The sequence below is a fragment of the Pseudomonas sp. AC463 genome (assembly GCF_979253585.1).
Window position 1 is genome coordinate 67,207 of record NZ_CEEDDZ010000026.1, and the last position, 22,152, is coordinate 89,358.

The window sequence follows — 22,152 nt, forward strand, 5'->3', positions numbered from 1 at the left end:
CCTATGTCGCTAAATTTCCCGCTGTTGCTGGTCATCGCCGTTGCCGTTTGCGGTCTCCTGGCGTTGCTCGATCTGGTGTTCTTCGCCCCGCGTCGGCGGGCGGCTATCGCGTCCTATCAGGGCAGCGTCAGCCAGCCCGATGGCGTGGTGATCGAGAAGCTGAACAAAGAGCCTTTGCTGGTTGAATACGGCAAGTCGTTCTTCCCGGTGTTGTTCATCGTGCTGGTGCTGCGTTCGTTCCTGGTGGAACCGTTTCAGATCCCTTCGGGCTCGATGAAACCTACCCTGGACGTGGGCGACTTCATCCTGGTGAACAAGTTTTCCTACGGGATCCGCCTGCCGGTGATCGACAAGAAAGTCATCGAGATCGGTGACCCGCAGCGCGGCGACGTGATGGTGTTCCGCTACCCCAGCGACCCGAACGTCAACTACATCAAGCGTGTGGTCGGCCTGCCGGGCGACGTGATTCGCTACACCAGCGACAAGCGCCTGTTCATCAATGGCGAGTCGGTGGCCGAGAAACTGATCGGTTCCGAACCGAACAGCCTGGGCAGCGCCGAGCTGTACCAGGAAAAACTCGGTGCGGTAGAGCACGAAATTCGCAAGGAAATGAGCCGCTACCGGGCTCAGCCTGACGGCGAATGGAAAGTGCCGGCCGGGCACTATTTCATGATGGGCGACAACCGTGACAACTCCAATGACAGCCGCTACTGGGATGACCCCACTATCCCTAAAGAGCTGCTGGGCATGGTTCCTGACCAGAATATCGTCGGCAAGGCCTTTGCGGTCTGGATGAGCTGGCCGGAACCCAAACTCAGCCACCTGCCGAACTTCTCGCGGGTCGGGCTGATCAAGTAATACAAGCGGCGCTGTTCACACAGCGCCGAATGCTTTTCTGGGGCTCGGACAATTCCGGCTCCCTGCTGTAGTCATCAGGATTTGAATTTGAACACTGCGTCAATCGTCGATGGCCGCCGGTGCCACCAAACATATATGGGTAAACCGTGAGCGTTTCTCTAAGTCGTCTCGAGCGCCAGCTCGGCTACACCTTCAAGGATCAGGAATTGATGGTCCTTGCCCTCACACATCGCAGCTTTGCAGGGCGCAACAACGAGCGCCTGGAATTCCTCGGTGACGCCATTCTCAACTTCGCCGCCGGTGAGGCGCTGTTCGAGCGCTTCCCGCAAGCGCGCGAAGGCCAGCTGTCGCGCCTGCGTGCCCGCCTGGTGAAAGGCGAGACCCTGGCCGTGCTGGCCCGTGGTTTCGGCCTGGGCGAGTACCTGCGCCTGGGTTCCGGTGAATTGAAAAGCGGAGGTTTTCGTCGTGAATCGATCCTGGCTGATGCCCTCGAAGCGCTGATCGGTGCGATCTACCTCGATGCAGGCATGGAAACCGCCAAGGAGCGCGTCGTCGCCTGGCTGTCTTCGGAAATCGAAAGCCTCACGCTGGTCGATACCAACAAAGATCCCAAGACCCGCCTGCAGGAATACCTGCAGTCGCGCGGTTGCGAACTGCCACGCTACGAAGTGGTGGATATCCAGGGTGAACCCCATTGCCGCGTGTTCTTCGTGGAATGTGAAATCACCTTACTGAATGAAAAAAGCCGAGGTCAGGGTGTGAGCCGTCGTATTGCCGAACAGGTAGCGGCCGCTGCAGCACTGATTGCCCTGGGCGTGGAGAATGGCCATGACTGATTCAACCGCAACACGCTGTGGCTATGTCGCCATCGTTGGCCGCCCGAACGTGGGCAAGTCGACGCTGCTGAACCACATCCTCGGCCAGAAGCTCGCGATCACCTCGCGCAAGCCGCAGACCACCCGCCACAACATGTTGGGCATCAAGACCGAAGGCAACGTGCAAGCGGTCTACGTCGACACCCCGGGCATGCACAAAGGCGGCGAGAAAGCCCTTAACCGTTACATGAACAAGACCGCTTCGGCGGCGTTGAAAGACGTCGACGTGGTGATCTTCGTGGTCGACCGCACCAAGTGGACCGACGAAGACCAGATGGTTCTGGAGCGCGTGCAGTACGTGACCGGCCCGTTGATCGTCGCGCTGAACAAGACCGACCGCATCGAAGACAAAGCCGAGCTGATGCCGCACCTGACCTGGCTGCAGGAACAACTGCCGAACGCCCAGATCATGCCGATTTCTGCCCAGCACGGTCACAACCTCGAAGCCCTGGAGCGCGTGATCGCCGGCTACCTGCCGGAGAACGAGCACTTCTTCCCGGAAGACCAGATCACTGACCGCAGCAGCCGCTTCCTTGCCGCTGAACTGGTGCGCGAGAAAATCATGCGCCAGATGGGCGCCGAGCTGCCGTACCAGATCACCGTCGAAATCGAAGAGTTCAAGCAGCAGGGCAAGACCTTGCACATCCACGCGCTGATCCTCGTCGAACGTGACGGCCAGAAAAAAATCATCATTGGCGACAAGGGCGAGCGCATCAAGCGCATCGGCACCGAAGCGCGCAAGGACATGGAATTGCTCTTCGATTCCAAGATCATGCTCAACCTGTGGGTGAAGGTTAAGGGTGGCTGGTCCGATGACGAGCGTGCGCTGCGCTCCCTGGGCTACGGCGACCTGTAAGCACACCGCAGGGCAAAAAATGTGGGAGGGGGCTTGCCCCCGATGGCGGTGGGTCAGTTAATGCGTAAGTGACTGAACCACCGCCATCGGGGGCAAGCCCCCTCCCACATTAGGTTTGTGTTGTTTTCAAGATCGAGAACCCATGTCCCAACCCATCAGCCAACTCGCCTACGTCCTGCACAGCCGCGCCTATCGCGAGACCAGCGCGCTGGTCGACTTCCTAACGCCCCAGGGCCGCCTGCGTGCGGTATTGCGCAGTGCGCGGGGCAAGGCGGGCACGCTGGCGCGGCCGTTCGTGGCGCTGGACGTGGAGTTTCGCGGCAAGGGCGAGCTTAAAAACGTCGGCCGCCTGGAAAGCGTCGGCACCTCCGCCTGGCTCAATGGCGAGGCGCTGTTCAGCGGCCTCTACCTCAACGAGTTGCTGATTCGCCTGCTGCCCGCCGAAGACCCGCACCCGGGCGTGTTCGATCACTATGCCGCCACCTTGCTGGCCCTGGCTGAAGGCCGCCCGCTGGAGCCGTTGCTTCGCGCCTTCGAATGGCGCCTGCTGGACGACCTGGGCTACGGCTTCGAATTGAGCAACGACCTGCACGGCGAACCCATCGCCGCCGATGGCATGTACCGTCTGCAAGTCGACGCCGGCCTTGAGCGCGTGTACCTGCTGCAACCGGGCCTGTTCCAGGGCACCGAGCTGCTGGCCATGAGCGAAGCCGACTGGACCGCCCCCGGCGCCTTGTCTGCGGCCAAGCGTTTGATGCGCCAGGCGCTGGCCGTGCACTTGGGCGGCCGGCCGCTGGTCAGTCGCGAGTTGTTTCGAAAGCCCTGACATCCCCGTGTATGCTGTGCACCGATTCTTTCCCTTTTCAGGAGCGCTTCCGTGACCACCAGCAATCGCATTCTTCTTGGCGTCAACATCGACCACGTCGCCACCCTGCGCCAGGCCCGGGGCACCCGTTACCCGGACCCGGTCAAGGCCGCGCTGGACGCCGAAGAAGCGGGCGCCGACGGCATCACCGTGCACCTGCGCGAAGACCGCCGGCACATCCAGGAGCGCGACGTGTTGCTGCTCAAGGACGTGCTGCAGACCCGCATGAACTTCGAAATGGGCGTCACCGAGGAAATGATGCTGTTCGCCGAACGCATCCGCCCGGCGCATATCTGCCTGGTCCCGGAAACCCGCCAGGAACTCACCACCGAAGGCGGCCTCGACGTGGCCGGCCAGGAAGCGCGGATCAAGGCTGCCGTGGAGCGCCTGTCGAAGATCGGCAGTGAAGTGTCGCTGTTCATCGACGCCGACGAGCGCCAGATCGAAGCCTCGCGCCGTGTCGGTGCGCCGGCCATCGAACTGCACACCGGCCGTTATGCCGATGCCACCACGCCGACCGAAGTCGCCGAAGAGTTGCAACGCATCATCGACGGCGTGAACTGCGGCCTGGGCGAAGGCCTGATCGTCAATGCCGGGCATGGCTTGCACTACCACAACGTCGAAGCCGTGGCGGCGATCAAAGGCATCAACGAGCTGAACATCGGCCATGCGCTGGTAGCCCATGCGCTGTTCGTCGGTTTCAAGGGGGCGGTGGCGGAGATGAAGGCGCTGATCCTGGCTGCTGCCAAGCACTAGAAACACAGTCTTACAAGCACTGAAGTTCAAATGTGGGAGGGGGCTTGCCCCCGATGGCAGTGTGTCAGCCAACTTATCTGTAGCTGACCCACCGCTATCGGGAGCAAGCCCCCTCCCACATTTTGATCCTCAGTGAATTCAATCCTGCGGCAATGCGAAGTCTTACTGTTTAGCCGATGCAGGTGTATCGTATCTGCCCTTTGCAGGCCGTGTGCCTGCGGCAGATACGTGAGGTTGTTGTGTCCCGATCCTTTTCCCGTCGACAAATCCTGGGTGGCCTTGCCGGCCTGGCCGTAGTGGGCGTCGGTGCCGGTGGTGCCTATCGCTACTGGCTGGGGAAAGTCGCCGAGGCCGAGGCGGGGCATGACTACGAGTTGATCGCCGCGCCACTCGACGTGGAGCTGGTGCCGGGCCACAAAACCGAAGCCTGGGCGTTCGGCCCGTCGGCGCCGGGCACCGAATTGCGCGTGCGCCAGGGCGAATGGCTGCGGGTACGCTTTATCAACCACCTGCCGGTCGCCACCACCATCCACTGGCACGGCATCCGCCTGCCGCTGGAAATGGACGGCGTGCCCTACGTCTCGCAATTGCCGGTGCTGCCCGGTGAATACTTCGACTACAAATTCCGCGTGCCCGACGCCGGCAGCTACTGGTATCACCCCCATGTGAACAGCAGCGAAGAACTCGGCCGTGGCCTGGTCGGCCCGCTGATCATCGAAGAGCGCGAGCCCACCGGGTTCAAGCACGAACGCACCTTGAGCCTTAAGAGCTGGCATGTGGACGAAGAGGGCGCGTTTGTCGCCTTCAGCATCCCGCGTGAGGCGGCGCGTGGCGGCACGGCGGGGCGCCTGTCGACCATCAATGGCGTGTCCCAGGCGGTGATCGATCTGCCCGCCGGGCAAATCACCCGCGTGCGTCTGCTCAACCTCGACAACACCCTGACTTACCGCCTCAACATCCCCGACGTCGAAGCGCAGATCTACGCGCTGGACGGCAACCCCATCGAGCCGCGCCCGTTGGGCAAGGAATACTGGCTGGGCCCGGGCATGCGTATCTGCCTGGCGATCAAGGCGCCGCCGGCCGGCGAAGAGCTGTCGATCCGCAACGGCCCGGTGCGCCTGGGCACCTTCCGCTCAGTCGCCAACACCGACGCGCCGACCGAGTGGCCGCCCGCATTGCCGGCCAACCCGATTGCCGAGCCGGACCTGGCCAATGCCGAGAAACTCAACTTCAATTTCGAGTGGGTCGGCACCGTGTCGGTGGATAACGGCAAGCCGCCGAGCTTGTGGCAAATCAACGGCAAGGCCTGGGACATCACCGACAAGACTTGCGCCGACCGCCCGATTGCCAAGCTGGAGAAGGGCAAGAGCTACATTTTCGAATTGAAGAACATGACCCAGTACCAGCACCCGATCCACCTGCACGGCATGAGCTTCAAGGTGATCGCCTCGAACCGCCACAAGGTGATTCCGTATTTCACCGACACCTACCTGCTGGGCAAGAACGAACGCGCCCGCGTGGCGCTGGTGGCGGATAACCCGGGGGTGTGGATGTTCCACTGCCACGTGATCGACCACATGGAAACCGGCCTGATGGCCGCCATCGAGGTGGCGTGATGCGCCAGGTTCGCCCCGCAGCGATCATCGACCGCAGCCGCGACCAGGACTTCATGCGCGAAGCCCTGGCCCTCGCCGCCCAAGGCGCCGCCCTCGGTGAAGTACCGGTAGGCGCGGTGCTGGTGCAAAACGGTGAAATCATCGGCCGCGGCTTCAATTGCCCGATCAGCGGCAACGACCCCAGCGCCCATGCCGAGATGGTCGCCATCCGCGCTGCCGCGCAGGCGATCAGCAACTACCGGCTGGTGGGCAGCACGCTGTATGTGACGCTGGAACCGTGCAGCATGTGTGCGGGGTTGATCGTGCATTCGCGGGTCGCGCGGGTGGTGTATGGCGCGCTGGAGCCAAAGGCGGGGATTGTGCAGAGCCAGGGGCAGTTTTTTACCCAGGGATTTTTGAATCACCGGGTGTTGTTTGAAGGCGGGGTGCTGGCGGAGGAATGCGGTGCGGTGCTCAGTGAGTTTTTCAAGGCGCGTCGCGCACGCTAGAGCGTCGCAGAAATTCGGTAACACATGCAGGCGTTACTTGTTCCCGGGTCGAGGGTAAAAAAGCCCATCGTTATTTAACCGACCAGGCGGGCCCCTCTCATGCAATTCGGTAAAAAAATCGACACCGTGGAAGTTCATACCGGCGGTGAAGCCTTCAGGATTGTCACCAGCGGGTTGCCGCGCTTTCCCGGCAATACCATCGTCGAGCGGCGCCAGTGGATCAAGGACAACCTGGACAGCGTGCGCACGGCGCTGATCTTCGAGCCGCGCGGGCACGCGGACATGTACGCCGGCTACCTGACCGAAGCGGTGTCGCCCGGGGCTGATTTCGGCATCATCTTTGTGCACAACCAAGGGTACAGCGACCATTGCGGCCATGGCGTCATTGCCTTGGCTACGGCCGCCGTAGAATTGGGCTGGGTTCAGCCCACGTCGCCTGAAACCCGTGTAGGCATTGACGCGCCGTGTGGGTTTATCGAAGCGTTTGTGCAGTGGGATGGCGAGCGTTGCGGGGCGGTGAGGTTCGTGAATGTGCCGTCGTTCATCTACCTGCGCGATGCAACGGTCGAGACGCCAAGTTTCGGTAGCGTCACCGGCGACATTGCCTATGGCGGAGCGTTTTACTTCTACACCTCGGGCGCCGCCAAAGGGCTGAGCATCGATGAGGCATCGGTCAGCACGCTCACGCAATTTGGCGATGAGGTCAAGCAGGCGGCCAATGCCAAGTACCCGGTGGTGCACCCGTTTATCCCGGAGTTGAACCATATCTACGGCACGATTATTGACGGCCCGGCGCGACACTCGGGTTCGACGCAGGCCAACTGCTGCGTGTTTGCCGATCGGCAGGTGGACCGCTCGCCCACGGGTTCGGGGACGGCCGGGCGCATTGCTCAGCTCTATTTGCGTGGGCAGTTGGCCGCCGGTGAAACGCTGGTGAATGAATCGGTCATCGGCTCCGTGTTCAGTGGGCATGTCATTGAACAGGCTGAGGTCGGCGAATTTGCGGCGGTCATTCCCGAAGTGTCGGGCAGCGCTTATATCTATGGTTTTGCCAGTTGGCTGATCGACGACCGGGACCCGCTGAGTAACGGCTTCCTGGTGCGTTGATCTGCGTTAGGCGTGCTACTTGCGGGCGATAATCACCGCCCGCATCGGTGCCGGCAGCCCTTCGATGGTCTTGCTGTGATCCTGCGGATCAAGGAAATCACTCAGGGACTGATACTTCATCCACTCGGTCCCACGCTGTTCCTCGAGGGTGGTCACGCTCACATCCACGCACCTCACGTCACTGAAACCCGCGCGACGCAGCCACAGCATCAGCGCCGGCACCGATGGCAGGAACCACACGTTACGCATCTGCGCGTAGCGATCTTCCGGCACCAGCACTTGCTGTTGATCGCCTTCCACCACCAACGTTTCCAGGACCAGCTCGCCGCCTTTTACCAGGGTGTCCTTCAATGCCAGCAGGTGCTCGATCGGTGAGCGACGGTGGTAGAACACGCCCATGGAAAACACCGTGTCGAAACCTTCCAGGTTGGCCGGCAGGTCTTCGAACGGGAAGGGCAGGTGCCAGGCTTTCGGCGCGGACAGGTAACGCTGCACCGCCTGGAACTGGCAGAAAAACAGCCAGTTCGGGTCCACGCCAATCACGCTGTCGGCACCGGCGCCGAGCATGCGCCACATGTAGTAGCCGTTGCCGCAGCCCACGTCGAGGATGCGTTTGCCTTTCAGGTTCAGGTGCGGCGCGACCCGCGACCACTTCCAGTCCGAGCGCCATTCGGTGTCCACGTGCACGCCGAACAGGTGGAACGGCCCTTTGCGCCACGGGCTCAGGCCCATCAGCGCAGTGTGCATCTGTGCGCGGGTGGCGTCGTCGCAATCGGTGTCCAGCACCAGGCCGTTGAGCAGGTCGACGTCGCTGGGCTGGATGTTCGGCAGCGCATCCAGCGCACTTTGCCAACGCTCCAGGTCGCCATGGCCCTTTTCCATCTTGCTATCGAGTTGCGCTTGCAGGCCTTGGGCCCACACGGCCAAGGGAGTGCCGACCAAGTGGCGGGCGAGGGGGGACAGATCAATCATGGCAAGGCAATCAACGAGGCAAAGTTAAGACACTGGAACCACGGCACGACTGTCGAGAACCCGGCCGCCAGCAGGCGTTCGCGGTGTTCTTCGAGGCTGTCGGGCTTCATGACGTTTTCGATGGCGCTGCGCTTCTGGGCAATTTCCAGTTCGCTGTAGCCGTTGGCGCGTTTGAACGCGATATGCAGGTCGGTGAGCAACGCGTGTTCTTCAACATCGTTGAAGCGCAGCTTTTCCGAAAGGATCAACGCGCCGCCCGGCAGCAGCGCCTGGCGGATACGCCCGAGCAGCGCCAGGCGCTCCTCGGGGGCGATAAATTGCAGGGTGAAATTCAGCGCCACCACCGAGGCCGGCTGGAACTGCAGCGCAAGGATGTCGCCCTCGATCACCTCCACCGGCAGCAACTCCTGGAACATCGAGTCCTGGCCGTTGAGGTATTCGCGGCAACGCTCGACCATGGCCGCCGAGTTATCCACAGCGATCACGCGGCAGCCGTCGGTGCGCACATGGCGGCGCAGGGCTTGGGTCACCGCGCCAAGGGACGAACCGAGGTCATAGAGCACGCTGTTCGGCTGGGCAAACTGCGCTGCGAGCACGCCGAGGTTTTCGACGATGGTCGGGTAACCCGGCACCGAGCGCTTGATCATGTCCGGGAACACCCGCACCACGTCCTCGTTAAAGGCGAAGTCCGGCACCTGGGGCAGGGGCTGGGCGAATAGGCGATCGGGTTCTTTGCTCACGGTTGTTCCGGCGACGACAGGGGAAAGGCCGGCATTTTAGCCAAGTTCGTCCACGCGCGCGCGGGTTGTCTGATGGAAAGCCGAGGCGGTGATGCCCCATTGCCCGAGCCAATAGGTGGTGATCAACAAATACGGTGCTGCTTCGAATGACACGACAAACCGATTGATGCCGATCAGCGTGTCGGAAAACACAAACGACGCCGCACCCGCCGCCGCCAGCAGTGCCGAGCGTTTCGGCACGTTACTGCCCAGGCGCGCCAACGCACGCCAGAGCATGGCGCTGATCACCAGGGCGTAAACCACCACCGGAATCAGCAGGTCGCCGAGGCCGTGGGAGATCAGGATGCTCAACAGGATCGCACTCACGCCCAGCGCCAACACCAGCGGCAGCAGGGCCAAGCGTCGGCAGTCGCTGAAATACGCCTTGAGGTAGGCTAGGTGTGCAAACAGAAAGGCGCCCAGGCCGAAGATAAACAAGTCGCCCGGCCAGGCGAGCAACACGTCGCCGACCAGGGAAAAAATCAGCCCCAGGCTGATCCAGCGTCGATAGTCGCTGGGCGGTGCGTCATGCAGCCAGCCCAGCAGTGCCAGCACCGGCATGGGTTTGACCAGCAGGCACAACAACGCCGCATGGGTGCTCAAGCCGTAGATAAACGTGCCGGCGCCCATCAACGCAAGGATCAGCCAGGGCATATCAGTTCACCGTAATGGCGCAGTCGAAAGTCTCGGCGGGTTCGGCTTCCGGCTCCCAGGGTTGCTGGGAGGTCAGGCGCAAACGCCCCTGGCCGGCGGCGAAGGCCTGGAAGCGCCAGGTGGACTGGCCACCGCCGCCGATCACGCCGGATTCGGAACTGCTGTAGACCTCGGGGCTCAGCGCGCGCAGCACGCCGCCGGCGGAGTCCTGGATGGCCCAGCGGTAGCCGGTGGTGGGGTTGCTTGGCAGGGTGAGGATCAGGTTTTGCCCGGTTTTAAGCTGGAGCGGGCAGGCGCTCTGGTTTTCCACGCTGATGTTTTGCTTGGGGGCACTGGCGCAGGCGGCCAGCAGGGCAAGGCTCAAGGGGAGAAGCAGGCGGGCAGCGGTCATGAAGGCTCCGTTGAAAGATGACGAAGGGCGAGCATAACCGAAGATGAGACAAGGTGTGACTGGAGGGGGGTGGTGTTGGCAGGTCTGGCCTCATCGGGGGCAAGCCCCCTCCCACACTTGAAAGTATTCACAGTTCAAAATGTGGGAGGGGCGGTGCGACGATTCGACTTGCCCCCGATGAGGCCATTTGAGTCACTACATAGCTATCAGAACAACACCTTCGCCACATCCGCAAACCGCTTGGCAAAGTGCACCGTCATCCCTTCCTTCAGGTACTCCGGCAACTCTTCAAAACTGCCACGGTTCGGCTCCGGCAGAATCAGCTCATGAATCTTCTGACGCCGCGCCGCAATCACCTTCTCACGCACGCCGCCAATCGGCAGTACATGCCCGGTCAAGGTCAGCTCGCCGGTCATCGCCACGCCTTTTTTCGGCGCCTGGTTACGCGCCAGCGACAGCAGCGCACTGGCCATGGTCACGCCGGCGCTCGGGCCGTCTTTCGGCGTGGCACCTTCCGGCACGTGCAAGTGCACGAAGGCTTCGTCGAAGAACTTCGGGTCACCGCCAAACGACTTCAGGTTCGAGCTGATGTAGCTGTAGGCGATCTCGGCGGATTCCTTCATCACTTCGCCCAACTGCCCGGTGAGCTTGAAGCCGCGATTGAGCGTGTGGATACGCGTCGCCTCGATCGGCAACGTGGCGCCGCCCATGCTGGTCCAGGCCAGGCCGGTGATCACACCGGTGCCGGACAACACTTGCTCGTTGCGGAACACCGGCATGCCCAGTGAACCTTCAAGGTCCTTGGTGCCGAGCTTGATCACCGAATCCGGTTCGTCCAGCAGCTTGACCACCGCCTTGCGCACCAGTTTGCCCAGCTGTTTCTCCAACTGGCGCACCCCGGCTTCCCGCGCATAGCCGTCGATCAATGCGCGCAGGGCGCCATCGCTGATGGTCAGGCTGGTTTTGGCCACGCCGGCTTTATCCAGCTGTTTTGGCCACAGGTGGCGCTTGGCGATGGCGACTTTTTCTTCGGTGATGTAACCCGATAGGCGAATGACTTCCATGCGGTCCAGCAACGGGCCGGGGATCGAATCCAGGGTGTTGGCGGTGCACACGAACAGCACTTTGGACAGGTCCAGGCGCAGGTCCAGGTAATGGTCGAGGAATTCGACGTTCTGCTCAGGGTCGAGGGTTTCCAGCAGCGCCGAAGCCGGGTCGCCCTGGAAGCTCTGGCCCATCTTGTCGATCTCGTCGAGCATGATCACCGGGTTCATCACTTCCACATCTTTGAGCGCCTGCACCAGCTTGCCCGGCAGGGCGCCGATGTAGGTGCGGCGATGGCCCTTGATCTCGGCCTCGTCGCGCATGCCGCCGACGCTGAAGCGGTAGAACGGCCGGCCCAGGGACTCGGCGATGGATTTACCCACACTGGTCTTGCCCACACCCGGCGGGCCCACCAGCAGCACGATGGAGCCGGCGACTTCGCCTTTATAAGCGCCCACCGCGAGGAATTCGAGGATGCGGCTCTTGATGTCGTCCAGGCCCGCATGGTGTTTATCCAGCACCTTGCGCGCGTGTTTCAGGTCGAGCTTGTCTTCGCCATACACGCCCCACGGCACCGAGGTGGCCCAGTCGAGGTAGTTGCGCGTGACCGCGTATTCCGGCGAGCCGGTTTCCAGGATCGACAGTTTGTTCAGTTCTTCATCAATGCGTTTTTTCGCCTGGGCCGGCAGCACCTTGCCTTGCAGGCGCTGTTCGAACTGCTCGACGTCGGCGCTGCGGTCGTCCTTGGTCAGGCCCAGCTCCTGCTGGATGACCTTGAGTTGCTCCTTGAGGAAGAACTCGCGCTGGTGCTCGCCGATCTTGCGGTTCACTTCGGCGGACAGCTCTTTTTGCAGGCGCGCGACTTCGACTTCCTTGCGCAGCATCGGCAACACTTTTTCCATGCGCTTGAGCATGGGCACGCAGTCCAGCACTTCCTGCAGCTCGTTGCCGGTGGCCGAGGTCAGCGCGGCGGCGAAGTCGGTGAGCGGCGACGGGTCGTTGGGGCTGAAGCGGTTGAGGTAGTTTTTCAACTCTTCGCTGTACAGCGGGTTGAGGGGCAGCAGTTCCTTGATCGCATTGATCAGCGCCATGCCGTAGGCCTTGACCTCATCGGTCGGCTGGGTCGGCTGGTGCGGGTATTCGACTTCCACCAGGTACGGTGGGCGATGGTGCTTGAGCCAGGTCTTGATGCGTACGCGGGTCAGGCCCTGGGCGACGAATTGCAGTTTGCCGTTCTCACGGCTGGCGTGGTGCACCTTCACCAGGGTGCCGTACAGCGGCAGGCTGGAGGTGTCGAAGTGGCGCGGGTCTTCGGGCGGGGTGTCCATGAAGAACAGCGCCAGGGAGTGGTGGTCGGATTTGCTCACCAGCTCGAGGGTTTCGGCCCACGGCTCTTCATTGACGATCACCGGCAGCACTTGCGCCGGGAAGAACGGCCGATTGTGGATCGGAATGATGTAGACCTTGTCCGGCAGGTTTTGCCCAGGCAGGGCCAGGCCGGTGTTGGACGACTGGGTTTCAGCGTTTTCGGGGTCGGCGTAGTCGTTTAGGTCGTAATCAGGGAATTCTTGCTGGTCGCTCATGGGGCACCTGCATAAGGAAGTATGGAGGTTAGATGGGGCGGGGCAGCGGTGGTTTCAATGGCGGGGGTGAGATAGCAACATATTGCATAAATTATCTGCTGCAATGCGGTCAATGTGGGAGGGGGCAAGTCGAATCGTCGCTCCGCCCCTCCCACATTTTGTCCTGCGAGCATTCAGCTGATTTTGTGCAGGTAGGCGGGTAAGGGTTGTTCTGGAAGTACGGAGAGCACCTTCAACCGCTGCAACATCCGCTGCCTGGCCCGCTGCAAATGCTCACGCAGGTTCAACGCCGCAGCATCAAACGCACCATGCAGCAACAACTCCAGAATCAAGCGATGTTCGGCAAGCATGGCGGGATCGGCGCCGATCCCCAGCAAGCGGTGAAAAATCCGGCTGATGATCATCGGGCTCTGGCCCTGGCGGATCAGCGCGGCGATCTTGCGGTTCTGCAGGCCGGCCAGGCAGTGCTGGTGCAAGTCTTCCTCGATCTGCTCGATGGCTTCCAGGCTGCACTCGGGGTTGTCCTGGGCATTGAGCACGCGTTGCAACATGGCTTCGAGCTGCTCGCGGTCGAGGTTCGGCGCACTTTGGCGCAGGGCTTCGGGCTCCAGGCAGGCGCGCAGTTCGTAGTCTTCGGTGACTTCCCGCGCGGTCAGGGGCCCGGCCAGCCATTGCGAGTAGGGCTCTTTTTCCACCAGGCCACGGTCGCGCAGGCGCATCAGCGCTTCACGCACCACCGCGCGGCTGACGCCGTAGTGGTCGGCGGCGGTCTGCTCGTCCAGGCGGTAATGGCCAAAGGCGATGCAGGTGGACAGCGCCGCGCCGATTTCCTCGACGATGCGCTCGCCCAGCGGCCGCGTGTCCACCAGTTCGTCGTCACCGTTGAGGCCCAGGTGCGCATGGCTCAGGGGTAGGCGCAGCGGCTCCATGGCCAGGCCTTCGGGGTTGATCAGGTAACCCCGGCCGTTGAAGCGGCAGATCAGGCCTTCTGCATGCAGCAGGTCCAGCGCCTTGCGTACCGGTACGCGGCTGGTGCCGAACAGTTCGGCCAGCGGTGCCTCCAGCAACACCAGCCCGTGGCGGGCGGTGCCGTTGACGATCGCGTCACGCAATAGCTGGTGAATCATCGCGTAACGGGAGGCCGAGGCGGACACTGCTTTCATTGCGTTCTCTGAGGTAAAGAGGTCGGTGGCCGGGGATTCTCTCATAGATGCACCTGTCACTCTGCGCCACGTCGGTGGCACTTTTTTGGGGCCCTGGAGGTGGGAATGTTACTTTTCTGCACCAAAATGTACTTATTAATAAAAGATACATTATTTCATTGGCGGCCCATTCCGGCAGCGCCGCCCAATTTTTTTACCTCGCGCAAAACCATCTATCCCGCTGCTATTGACGATAACGCCGGGTTGCAGGAAAAACCCTGGACAGAGACTGGCACGAAATCTGCCTTTGTAAAATGTACATTTTATTAATATGTACGTTTTAGAGGTTTCCCGATGTCAGACGCTACCTCAATGGCCGAGTCTTTCGCCAGCGGCCGCAGCGACCCGGTGCAAGCGCTCGAACAGGCACTCGAGCATGCGAGCCGTTCGACCAGCGTATTTATCTCCCTGACCCCCGAGCGCGCCCGCCGCGAAGCCGAAGCGTCTGCCGCGCGCTGGCGTGCCGGGCAACCGTTGAGCGTATTCGACGGCGTGCCCCTGGCCTGGAAGGACCTGTACGACGTAGCCGGCAGCATCACCACCGCCGGTGCCGCCTACCGTCGCAACGCGCCCGCGGCCTTGCTCGATGCGCCAACCGTGGGCCTGCTGTGCCGCGCCGGGATGGTCAGCGTCGGCAAGACCAACCTCAGCGAGCTGGCGTACTCGGGCCTGGGCCTGAACCCGCATTTCGGCACGCCGCATAACCCCCACGGCACAGATCAGCCGCGCATCCCTGGTGGCTCATCGTCCGGTTCGGCGGTGGCGGTTGCCGCCGGTATTGTGCCGATTGCCATGGGTACCGACACCGCCGGGTCCATCCGCATACCGGCCGCGCTCAACGGCCTGGTCGGCTATCGCAGCAGCAGCCGACGCTACAGCCGCGACGCAGTGTTCCCGCTGGCACACACCCTCGACAGCCTCGGCCCGCTGACCCGCAGCGTGCGCGATGCATTGGCCATCGACGACCTGCTCCACGGCCGCACGCAAAGCCACAGCGCCCGCAGCCTCAAGGGCCAGCGTTTTGTGCTGGAGCAGGGCACGCTGGAAGACATCGACCCCGCCGTACGCAATAACCTGCTGCGCGCCGTAGAACAGCTGAAGGCCGCAGGCGCGTTGATCGAAGAACGTGAAAGCCGTGGATTCCAGGCCACCCTGGACCTGATCAAACACCACGGCTGGCTCGGCTCCTTCGAAGCCTTCGCCCTGCACCAAGCCTTGCTCGACAGCCCCGATGCGCAACAACTCGACCCACGCGTGCGCCGCCGTCTCGAAGCCGCGCGCGCATTGCCGGCCAGCCAACTGATCCACCTGACCGACGCACGCCTGCGCCTGCAGCAACAGCTGATCGACGACCTCGACGGCGCAATCCTGATCACCCCGACAGTCGCCCACGTCGCCCCGGCGCTGGCACCGCTGGAAGCCGACGACGACCTCTTCGTTAAAACCAACCTCGCCACCCTGCGCCTGACCATGCCCGGCAGTTTGCTCGACATGCCGGGCGTCAGCCTGCCCAGCGGCCGCGATGCCCAGGGGCTGCCCACCGGGCTGCTGCTCAGCGCCCCGACGGGAGAAGACGCACGCCTGTTGCGCGCGGCCCTGTCCGTCGAATCCGTACTTAACGTTTAAGGAGACACACCATGGCTAAAGACATCCTTTGTGCATTTGGCGTCGACGTTGACGCCGTCGCCGGCTGGCTCGGCTCCTACGGCGGCGAAGATTCGCCCGATGACATCTCCCGTGGCCTGTTCGCCGGCGAAATCGGCGCGCCGCGCCTGCTCAAGCTGTTCGAGCGCTACGGCCTGCGCACCACCTGGTTTATCCCCGGCCACTCGATGGAAACCTTTCCCGAGCAGATGAAGGCGGTGGCCGACGCCGGCCACGAAATCGGCGTGCATGGCTACAGCCATGAAAACCCGATTGCGATGACGGCCGAGCAGGAAGAAATCGTGCTGGATAAGTCCATCGAGCTGATCACCCAGGTCACCGGCAAACGCCCGACGGGTTACGTCGCGCCGTGGTGGGAATTCAGCAAGGTCACCAACGAGTTACTGCTGAAAAAAGGCATCAAGTACGACCACAGCCTGATGCACAACGACTTCCACCCCTACTACGTACGCAAGGGCGACAGCTGGACCAAGATCGACTACAGCCAGCACCCCGACACCTGGATGAAACCGCTGGTGCGCGGCGAAGAAACCGACCTGGTAGAGATCCCGGCCAACTGGTACCTGGACGACCTGCCGCCGATGATGTTCATCAAAAAGGCCCCCAACAGCCACGGCTTCGTCAACCCGCGTCACCTCGAAGAAATGTGGCGCGACCAGTTCGACTGGGTCTACCGCGAACACGAACACGCGGTGTTCACCATGACCATCCACCCCGACGTCTCCGGCCGTCCGCAAGTGCTGCTGATGCTTGAACGCCTGATCGAACACATCCAGAGCCATGCCGGCGTGCGCTTCGTCACCTTCGACGAAATCGCCGACGACTTTATCCGCCGCCAACCGCGTACCTGACTCCCAACCCCTCCGAGGCGCGATTTATGTCCATCTACAACAAGCTTGACCTGACTGGCTGGAAACCCCGGCAACTGACGTCCCAGGAAGTGCGCTTTGCCACCTGGATCGCGTTTTTCGCCTGGGTGTTTGCGGTGTATGACTTCATCCTGTTCGGCACCTTGCTGCCGGAGATCGGCCGGCACTTTGGCTGGGGTGAAGTGGAGCAAGCTGAAATCGCGACCTGGGTGGCGGTGGGCACCGCCGTGGTCGCCCTGGCCATCGGCCCGATTGTCGACAAGCTGGGGCGCCGCAAAGGCATTATTTTCACCGTGGCCGGCTCCGCACTGTGTTCGGCGCTGACCGCGATTGGCGGGGCGTGGGGCAAGTCGCCGTTGATTCTGATCCGTTCGTTGGGCGGCCTGGGGTATGCCGAGGAAACTGTCAACGCCACGTACCTGACCGAGCTGTACGGTGCGTCGGAAGACCCGCGCCTGACCAAGCGTCGCGGCTTTATCTACAGCCTGGTGCAAGGCGGTTGGCCGGTCGGTGCGCTGATCGCCGCCGGTTTGACCGCACTGCTGTTGCCGGTCATCGGCTGGCAGGGCTGCTTTATCTTCGCCGCGATCCCGGCGGTGGTGATCGCGATCATGGCGCGCAAGCTCAAGGAGAGCCCGCAGTTCCAGATCCACCAACGCATCAGCCAGCTGCGTAAAAGCGGCGCGGTGAAAGAAGCGCAGAACGTCGCCGTAACTTACGGCGTGGACTACGACGAACACAGCAAGGCCGGCCTCAAAGCCGCGTTCCGTGGCCCGGCGCGCCGCGCGACACTGGTGATCGGCGCTGCGCTGTTGCTCAACTGGGCGGCGATCCAGGTGTTCAGTGTGTTGGGCACTTCGGTGATCGTCAGCGTGCACCACATCTCGTTCGAGAACTCGCTGATCATCCTCGTGCTGTCGAACCTGGTGGGCTACTGCGGTTACCTCAGCCACGGCTGGATGGGCGACAAGATCGGCCGCCGCAATGTCATTGGCCTGGGCTGGATGCTCGGCGGGCTGTCGTTTGCCGGGATGCTGTTTGGTCCGAGCAATATGGCGATGGTGGTCGGGCTGTATAGCCTGGGCCTGTTCTTCCTGATCGGGCCTTACTCGGCGGCGCTGTTTTTTATCAGTGAAAGTTTCCCGACCAGCATCCGTGCCACCGGCGGCGCGATCATCCATGCCATGGGCCCGATTGGCGCAGTGGTCGCAGGTTTCGGCGCTACCCAGGTGTTGTCCGCCGGCAGCGACTGGCAGACCGCCGCGCTGTGGTTTGGCGCCGTGCCGTGCTTCTTGTCCGGGATGCTGATGTTTGCCGCCCGCCATGTGCGCCCGGAAACCGTTCAGTAAGGAGTTATCGATGAGCCGTAAAGTTGCCTTGATTACCGGTGCCGCCAGCGGCATCGGCCAAGCCCTCGCCGTGGCGTACGCGCGCGTCGGCGTGGCGGTGGTCGGCGGGTATTACCCGGCCGATCCCCATGACCCGCACACCACCGTAGCGTTGGTGGAAGAGGCGGGCGGCGAGTGCCTGATGTTGCCGCTGGACGTGGGCGACACCGACTCGGTAGACGCGCTGGCCGCCCAGGCCGTGGCGCATTTTGGCCGCCTCGATTACGCGGTGGCCAACGCCGGTTTGCTGCGCCGCGCGCCCTTGCTGGACATGACCGACGCGCTGTGGAACGAGATGCTCAATGTCGACCTCACGGGGGTGATGCGCACCTTCCGTGCGGCGGCGCGGCATATGGGCGAGGGCGGCGCGCTGGTGGCGATTTCATCGATTGCCGGCGGCGTCTATGGCTGGCAGGAACACAGCCATTACGCGGCGGCCAAGGCCGGCGTGCCGGGGTTGTGCCGGTCGCTGGCGGTGGAGTTGGCGGCCAAGGGCATTCGCTGCAATGCGGTGATTCCGGGGTTGATCGAGACGCCGCAGTCGCTGGATGCGAAGAACTCGCTGGGGCCGGAAGGCCTGGCCAAGGCCGCGCGCGCGATTCCGCTGGGGCGGGTAGGGCGCGCGGATGAAGTGGCGTCGCTGGTGCAGTTTTTGACTAGTGAAGCGTCGAGCTATCTGACTGGCCAAAGCATCATCATCGACGGCGGCTTAACTGTGCGCTGGCCCGACTAACGGGTGTACATCAATCCAAATGTGGGAGGGGGCTTGCCCCCTCCCACATTGGACCTGTGTTTGGCTTTGGAGAATTTACATGCCTCAACTGACTAACCGCCGTGCCGTCATCACCGGCGCCGGCAGCGGCATCGGTGCCGCCATCGCCTGTGCCTACGCCGCCGAGGGCGCACGCCTGCTGCTCGCCGACCGCAACGCTGCGAGCCTCGCCGAAACCGCAATCACCTGCCGCAACCTCGGCGCCGAGGTGTTCGAATGCCTGGCCGATGTCGGCACGGTCGAAGGCGCCCAGGCCAGTGTCGACCGTTGCGTCGAGCACTTCGGCGGCATCGATATCCTGGTCAACAACGCCGGCATGCTCACCCAGGCGCGTTGCGTCGACCTGTCCATCGAGATGTGGAACGACATGCTGCGCGTCGACCTCACCAGTGTGTTTGTCGCCAGCCAGCGTGCCTTGCCGCACATGCTCGCGCAGCGCTGGGGGCGGATCATCAACGTCGCCTCGCAACTGGGTATCAAGGGCGGCGCCGAACTGACCCACTACGCCGCCGCCAAGGCCGGGGTGATCGGCTTTACCAAATCCCTCGCGCTGGAAGTGGCCAAGGACAATGTGCTGGTCAACGCCATCGCCCCCGGCCCGATCGAGACGCCATTGGTGGGCGGCATCAGCGACGAATGGAAACGCGCCAAGGCCAAGGAGCTGCCCCTGGGCCGCTTCGGCCTGGCGGACGAAGTGGCGCCCACCGCCGTGCTGCTCGCCAGCGAGCCGGGCGGTAATCTGTTCGTTGGCCAGACCCTCGGCCCGAACTCCGGCGATGTCATGCCATGAGTAAGGTGTAGCCATGTGCGGACTCTGCGGATTGCTCGGCGAAGACCTGCACTGGAGCGATCCCCTGGGCGATGAGCTGCCCAGGCGCCGCGAGCGTTTGCGCCGCATCGCCGCGATCAACCAGGTGCTGGCGGTGTTCCGGCTCAAGGTCGAAGACTTCCAGGGCGCCTCGTATTTGCTGCTCGGCGCCACCGGCAAGCAGGCACTGGCCAGCGGGCTGGATCAACTCTGGCAGGCAGCCGAAACCATGCTCGGCCGCCCGTTGGATCCTCTCGATCCGCAACTGCTGGATCACTTGGAGTCAGCCTTATGAGCATCGCCCTGAATGTCATCACCGGCTTCCTCGGCAGCGGCAAAACCACTTTGCTCAAGCGTCTGCTGCAAGGTGAAAGCCTGGGCGACACGGCGCTGCTGATCAACGAGTTCGGCGATGTCGGCATCGACCATCTGCTGGTCGAAGAGGTGGCGCCGAACACCGTGCTGCTGCCCAGCGGCTGCATCTGCTGCTCGATCCGTGGCGAGCTGAAAGACGCGCTGCTCGGCCTGCTGCAACGCCGCGAGCGCGGTGAAATCCCCGCGTTCAAGCGGGTGATCCTCGAGACTACCGGCCTCGCCGACCCGGCGCCGATCCTCGCGACCTTGAACAACGACGTGCAACTGCGTGGGCGTTTCCATATCGGCCTGGTCATCACCCTGGTCGACGCCAGCCACGCCACGCTGCAAGAACGCCTGCACCCGGAATGGCTGGCGCAGGTGGCGGCGGCGGATCGCCTGCTGCTGAGCAAGACCGACCTCGAAGGCGAGTGCACTGAGTTGCGCGCCCACCTGCACGCGCTGAACACCGGTACGCCGATCCTCAATACCCAGGACATCCACAGCGGCGACCAACTGCTGCTCGGCGAAGGCTTGCGCAGCGCCGAGCCCGCGGTGGAAGTCAGCCGCTGGCAACTGCACCAGGCCACCAGCGTCACCCATGGCGCGGCGCAGGTGTGCAGCCTGACGTTCGACCAGCCGCTGGACTGGGTGGGGTTCGGGGTGTGGTTGTCGATGCTGTTAAGATGCCACGGCGAACGAATCCTCCGCGTCAAAGGGCTGCTCAACGTGAACGCCAGTAACGCCCCCATCGTCATTCATGGCGTGCAGCATTGCCTGCATGCCCCGGTGCACTTGCCTGCGTGGCCGGGCACAGACCGTCAATCGCGCCTGGTATTTATCCTGCGCGGCCTCGACCCCGTGCTGCTGCGGCGCTCCTTTGACGTGTTCTCGCGGCGGTTCGCGGCATGATCACACTGCGCGTCCTCGGTACCTCGGTGACCTTGCTGGAATGCTTGCGCGTGCGCGCCGAACAGGAGCTGGGCATTCGCCTGGTGTACCAGGTGCATGACGTCGAACAGGCCCAGCGCATCGCGGTGATGCAGCCCGACAGCTACGACCTGTATGACCAGTGGTTCCACAACGTCGACTTCGTGTGGCCGGCGCGGGCGATCCAGCCCATCGACACGCGGCGCATTGCGCTGTGGCACGAGATCAATGACCTGCCCAAGCGTGGGCGCCTGTCGCCCGATGACCGCCTGGGCAGCGGCAGCGTGCCCAGCGAGCGGCTGTTCGTGCAGCACGATGGCAGCCTCGGCAGCACCGTGACCGAGCGCATCAGCATGCTGCCCCTGACCCACAACGCCGACAGCTTCGCTTACCGCCCCGAGCGTTTGCCGGAGGGCTTTTGCCACGGCAATGAAAGCTGGGGCTGGCTGCTCGACCCCGCCTGGCGTGCGCGCACGGCGCTGCAAAGCGACGCGGCCATCGGCGCCCTGGATGCGGCGTTGGCGGTGCAGGGGGCGGGGTTGGCCAGCTTCAGGGACATCGGCAATATGAGCATCGAGGAGATCGATGTGCTCGCCGACATTCTGGTGCGCAAGCAGAAGGAAGGGCACTTTGCGGCGTTCTGGTCGGATGACGAGGAGGCTGCGCAACTGATGCTCAGCCCGAGCATTGATATTCAGAGTTTGTGGTCGCCGACCTTGATGCGCTTGCATCGGGCGGGGGTGAAGTATCGGTTGGCGGTGCCGCGCGAGGGGTATCGGGCCTGGTTTGGTGGGTTGTCGTTGTCGCGGCATGCCCGGGGGCTGGTGCTGGATGCGGCGTATGCGTACTTGAATTGGTGGCTGTCGGGCTGGCCTGGGGCGGTGATGGCGCGGCAGGGGTACTACATCGGTAATCCGGCGCGCAGTCGCGATCACTTGAGCAGCGCCGAGTGGGATTACTGGTATGCCGGGAAGGCGGCTCGGGAGGAGTTGTTGGGGAGTGATGGGTTGCCGCTGATTGATGTGGGTGAAGTGCGGGATGGGGGGTCGTATGAGCAGCGGATGGGGCATATTGCGGTGTGGAATTCGGTGATGGATGAGCACAATTATCTGGTGCGCAGGTGGGGGGATTTTATGCGGGCTCGTTGTGTTTGATTGGTTGAGTACCTATCCGTTGCTGCGGTAACGGCGGCTTAGGGTTCCGCTCTTACAGCGGCTCACTTTTGGAAGGACCCAAAAGTAAGCAAAAGGTCCTCGCCCCACCACTCGGTGCCTCGCCTAGGCTCGGCATGCCCGTAATCCGACAGTGATGTGGGGGGCC

General features: G+C 62.8%; 22 protein-coding genes. 16 read left to right on the forward strand and 6 right to left on the reverse strand.

Features of this window, described 5'->3' with window-relative positions; translation table 11 throughout:
- The first annotated feature begins 3 nt into the window (after positions 1-3).
- From lepB to lhpH, 8 genes are all read left to right on the forward strand, one after another.
- Positions 4-858, forward strand: a complete 855-nt coding sequence (lepB, locus tag AC0IYH_RS25915; protein WP_116630594.1) for a signal peptidase I — start codon at positions 4-6, stop codon at positions 856-858.
- 146 nt (positions 859-1,004) lie between these two features.
- Positions 1,005-1,694, forward strand: a complete 690-nt coding sequence (rnc, locus tag AC0IYH_RS25920) for a ribonuclease III (RefSeq protein WP_116630593.1) — start codon at positions 1,005-1,007, stop codon at positions 1,692-1,694.
- Complete coding sequence (gene era / locus AC0IYH_RS25925) at positions 1,687-2,589, forward strand: GTPase Era (protein WP_005785147.1); 903 nt, start codon at positions 1,687-1,689, stop codon at positions 2,587-2,589. The genes rnc and era overlap by 8 nt, the downstream gene beginning before the upstream one ends.
- A 142-nt stretch (positions 2,590-2,731) precedes the next feature.
- Positions 2,732-3,415: a DNA repair protein RecO gene (gene recO, locus AC0IYH_RS25930; RefSeq protein ID WP_116630592.1), complete on the forward strand. Its 684-nt coding sequence runs from the start codon at positions 2,732-2,734 to the stop codon at positions 3,413-3,415.
- A gap of 51 nt (positions 3,416-3,466) precedes the next feature.
- A complete protein-coding gene (pdxJ, locus tag AC0IYH_RS25935; protein WP_116630591.1) occupies positions 3,467-4,210 on the forward strand; it encodes a pyridoxine 5'-phosphate synthase in 744 nt (247 codons plus the stop codon).
- Between the two features lie 239 nt (positions 4,211-4,449).
- Positions 4,450-5,826, forward strand: coding sequence for a multicopper oxidase family protein (locus tag AC0IYH_RS25940; protein WP_122772667.1), 1,377 nt, complete (start codon positions 4,450-4,452; stop codon positions 5,824-5,826).
- On the forward strand, positions 5,826-6,314 hold the full coding sequence (gene tadA / locus AC0IYH_RS25945; RefSeq protein WP_116630590.1) for a tRNA adenosine(34) deaminase TadA: 489 nt from the start codon (positions 5,826-5,828) through the stop codon (positions 6,312-6,314). Before AC0IYH_RS25940 ends, tadA begins: the two co-directional genes overlap by 1 nt.
- A 99-nt stretch (positions 6,315-6,413) precedes the next feature.
- Positions 6,414-7,421, forward strand: coding sequence for a trans-3-hydroxy-L-proline dehydratase (gene lhpH, locus AC0IYH_RS25950; RefSeq protein ID WP_471836889.1), 1,008 nt, complete (start codon positions 6,414-6,416; stop codon positions 7,419-7,421).
- A gap of 15 nt (positions 7,422-7,436) precedes the next feature.
- On the opposite strand, the gene cmoB is transcribed toward lhpH, so the two are convergent.
- The 6 genes from cmoB to AC0IYH_RS25980 all read right to left on the reverse strand — a co-directional run bounded on the left by cmoB (position 7,437) and on the right by AC0IYH_RS25980 (position 14,007).
- Positions 7,437-8,393, reverse strand: coding sequence for a tRNA 5-methoxyuridine(34)/uridine 5-oxyacetic acid(34) synthase CmoB (gene cmoB, locus AC0IYH_RS25955; protein ID WP_116630588.1), 957 nt, complete (start codon positions 8,391-8,393; stop codon positions 7,437-7,439).
- Positions 8,390-9,133, reverse strand: coding sequence for a carboxy-S-adenosyl-L-methionine synthase CmoA (gene cmoA / locus AC0IYH_RS25960; RefSeq protein ID WP_471836890.1), 744 nt, complete (start codon positions 9,131-9,133; stop codon positions 8,390-8,392). The genes cmoB and cmoA overlap by 4 nt, the downstream gene beginning before the upstream one ends.
- A gap of 36 nt (positions 9,134-9,169) precedes the next feature.
- A complete protein-coding gene (locus AC0IYH_RS25965) occupies positions 9,170-9,826 on the reverse strand; it encodes a lysoplasmalogenase (RefSeq protein ID WP_471836892.1) in 657 nt (218 codons plus the stop codon).
- 1 nt (position 9,827) lies between these two features.
- Positions 9,828-10,217: a protease inhibitor I42 family protein gene (locus tag AC0IYH_RS25970; protein WP_116630585.1), complete on the reverse strand. Its 390-nt coding sequence runs from the start codon at positions 10,215-10,217 to the stop codon at positions 9,828-9,830.
- A gap of 206 nt (positions 10,218-10,423) precedes the next feature.
- Positions 10,424-12,844 (reverse strand): endopeptidase La, encoded by a 2,421-nt coding sequence (lon, locus tag AC0IYH_RS25975; protein WP_122772659.1) that lies wholly within the window; start codon positions 12,842-12,844, stop codon positions 10,424-10,426.
- 173 nt (positions 12,845-13,017) lie between these two features.
- A complete protein-coding gene (locus AC0IYH_RS25980; RefSeq protein WP_471836894.1) occupies positions 13,018-14,007 on the reverse strand; it encodes a GntR family transcriptional regulator in 990 nt (329 codons plus the stop codon).
- Between the two features lie 333 nt (positions 14,008-14,340).
- Between AC0IYH_RS25980 and AC0IYH_RS25985 the strand changes: the two genes are divergently transcribed.
- The 8 genes from AC0IYH_RS25985 to AC0IYH_RS26020 all read left to right on the forward strand — a co-directional run bounded on the left by AC0IYH_RS25985 (position 14,341) and on the right by AC0IYH_RS26020 (position 21,986).
- Positions 14,341-15,672, forward strand: coding sequence for an amidase (locus AC0IYH_RS25985; protein ID WP_471836895.1), 1,332 nt, complete (start codon positions 14,341-14,343; stop codon positions 15,670-15,672).
- An 11-nt stretch (positions 15,673-15,683) separates the two neighbouring features.
- On the forward strand, positions 15,684-16,562 hold the full coding sequence (locus tag AC0IYH_RS25990; RefSeq protein ID WP_003234086.1) for a polysaccharide deacetylase family protein: 879 nt from the start codon (positions 15,684-15,686) through the stop codon (positions 16,560-16,562).
- Between the two features lie 26 nt (positions 16,563-16,588).
- Complete coding sequence (locus AC0IYH_RS25995) at positions 16,589-17,929, forward strand: MFS transporter (protein WP_116630581.1); 1,341 nt, start codon at positions 16,589-16,591, stop codon at positions 17,927-17,929.
- 10 nt (positions 17,930-17,939) lie between these two features.
- Positions 17,940-18,701, forward strand: coding sequence for an SDR family oxidoreductase (locus tag AC0IYH_RS26000; RefSeq protein WP_116630580.1), 762 nt, complete (start codon positions 17,940-17,942; stop codon positions 18,699-18,701).
- A gap of 79 nt (positions 18,702-18,780) precedes the next feature.
- Positions 18,781-19,530, forward strand: coding sequence for an SDR family NAD(P)-dependent oxidoreductase (locus AC0IYH_RS26005; protein ID WP_471836898.1), 750 nt, complete (start codon positions 18,781-18,783; stop codon positions 19,528-19,530).
- A gap of 13 nt (positions 19,531-19,543) precedes the next feature.
- On the forward strand, positions 19,544-19,843 hold the full coding sequence (locus tag AC0IYH_RS26010; RefSeq protein ID WP_116630578.1) for a hypothetical protein: 300 nt from the start codon (positions 19,544-19,546) through the stop codon (positions 19,841-19,843).
- Complete coding sequence (locus AC0IYH_RS26015) at positions 19,840-20,814, forward strand: CobW family GTP-binding protein (protein ID WP_471836899.1); 975 nt, start codon at positions 19,840-19,842, stop codon at positions 20,812-20,814. Before AC0IYH_RS26010 ends, AC0IYH_RS26015 begins: the two co-directional genes overlap by 4 nt.
- Complete coding sequence (locus AC0IYH_RS26020) at positions 20,811-21,986, forward strand: ABC transporter substrate-binding protein (RefSeq protein WP_471836901.1); 1,176 nt, start codon at positions 20,811-20,813, stop codon at positions 21,984-21,986. Before AC0IYH_RS26015 ends, AC0IYH_RS26020 begins: the two co-directional genes overlap by 4 nt.
- Positions 21,987-22,152: the final 166 nt, after the last annotated feature.

Excerpts from the sequence above, each read along its gene's own strand:
- lepB (WP_116630594.1), top strand. The coding sequence starts at position 4 with ATGTCGCTAAATTTCCCGCTGTTGCTGGTCATCGCCGTTGCCGTTTGC.
- era (WP_005785147.1), top strand. The coding sequence starts at position 1,687 with ATGACTGATTCAACCGCAACACGCTGTGGCTATGTCGCCATCGTTGGC.
- recO (WP_116630592.1), top strand. The coding sequence starts at position 2,732 with ATGTCCCAACCCATCAGCCAACTCGCCTACGTCCTGCACAGCCGCGCC.
- tadA (WP_116630590.1), top strand. The coding sequence starts at position 5,826 with ATGCGCCAGGTTCGCCCCGCAGCGATCATCGACCGCAGCCGCGACCAG.
- lhpH (WP_471836889.1), top strand. The coding sequence starts at position 6,414 with ATGCAATTCGGTAAAAAAATCGACACCGTGGAAGTTCATACCGGCGGT.
- cmoB (WP_116630588.1), bottom strand. The coding sequence starts at position 8,393 with ATGATTGATCTGTCCCCCCTCGCCCGCCACTTGGTCGGCACTCCCTTG.
- AC0IYH_RS25965 (WP_471836892.1), bottom strand. The coding sequence starts at position 9,826 with ATGCCCTGGCTGATCCTTGCGTTGATGGGCGCCGGCACGTTTATCTAC.
- AC0IYH_RS25970 (WP_116630585.1), bottom strand. The coding sequence starts at position 10,217 with ATGACCGCTGCCCGCCTGCTTCTCCCCTTGAGCCTTGCCCTGCTGGCC.
- lon (WP_122772659.1), bottom strand. The coding sequence starts at position 12,844 with ATGAGCGACCAGCAAGAATTCCCTGATTACGACCTAAACGACTACGCC.
- AC0IYH_RS25980 (WP_471836894.1), bottom strand. The coding sequence starts at position 14,007 with ATGAAAGCAGTGTCCGCCTCGGCCTCCCGTTACGCGATGATTCACCAG.
- AC0IYH_RS25985 (WP_471836895.1), top strand. The coding sequence starts at position 14,341 with ATGTCAGACGCTACCTCAATGGCCGAGTCTTTCGCCAGCGGCCGCAGC.
- AC0IYH_RS25990 (WP_003234086.1), top strand. The coding sequence starts at position 15,684 with ATGGCTAAAGACATCCTTTGTGCATTTGGCGTCGACGTTGACGCCGTC.
- AC0IYH_RS25995 (WP_116630581.1), top strand. The coding sequence starts at position 16,589 with ATGTCCATCTACAACAAGCTTGACCTGACTGGCTGGAAACCCCGGCAA.
- AC0IYH_RS26000 (WP_116630580.1), top strand. The coding sequence starts at position 17,940 with ATGAGCCGTAAAGTTGCCTTGATTACCGGTGCCGCCAGCGGCATCGGC.
- AC0IYH_RS26005 (WP_471836898.1), top strand. The coding sequence starts at position 18,781 with ATGCCTCAACTGACTAACCGCCGTGCCGTCATCACCGGCGCCGGCAGC.
- AC0IYH_RS26010 (WP_116630578.1), top strand. The coding sequence starts at position 19,544 with ATGTGCGGACTCTGCGGATTGCTCGGCGAAGACCTGCACTGGAGCGAT.
- AC0IYH_RS26015 (WP_471836899.1), top strand. The coding sequence starts at position 19,840 with ATGAGCATCGCCCTGAATGTCATCACCGGCTTCCTCGGCAGCGGCAAA.
- AC0IYH_RS26020 (WP_471836901.1), top strand. The coding sequence starts at position 20,811 with ATGATCACACTGCGCGTCCTCGGTACCTCGGTGACCTTGCTGGAATGC.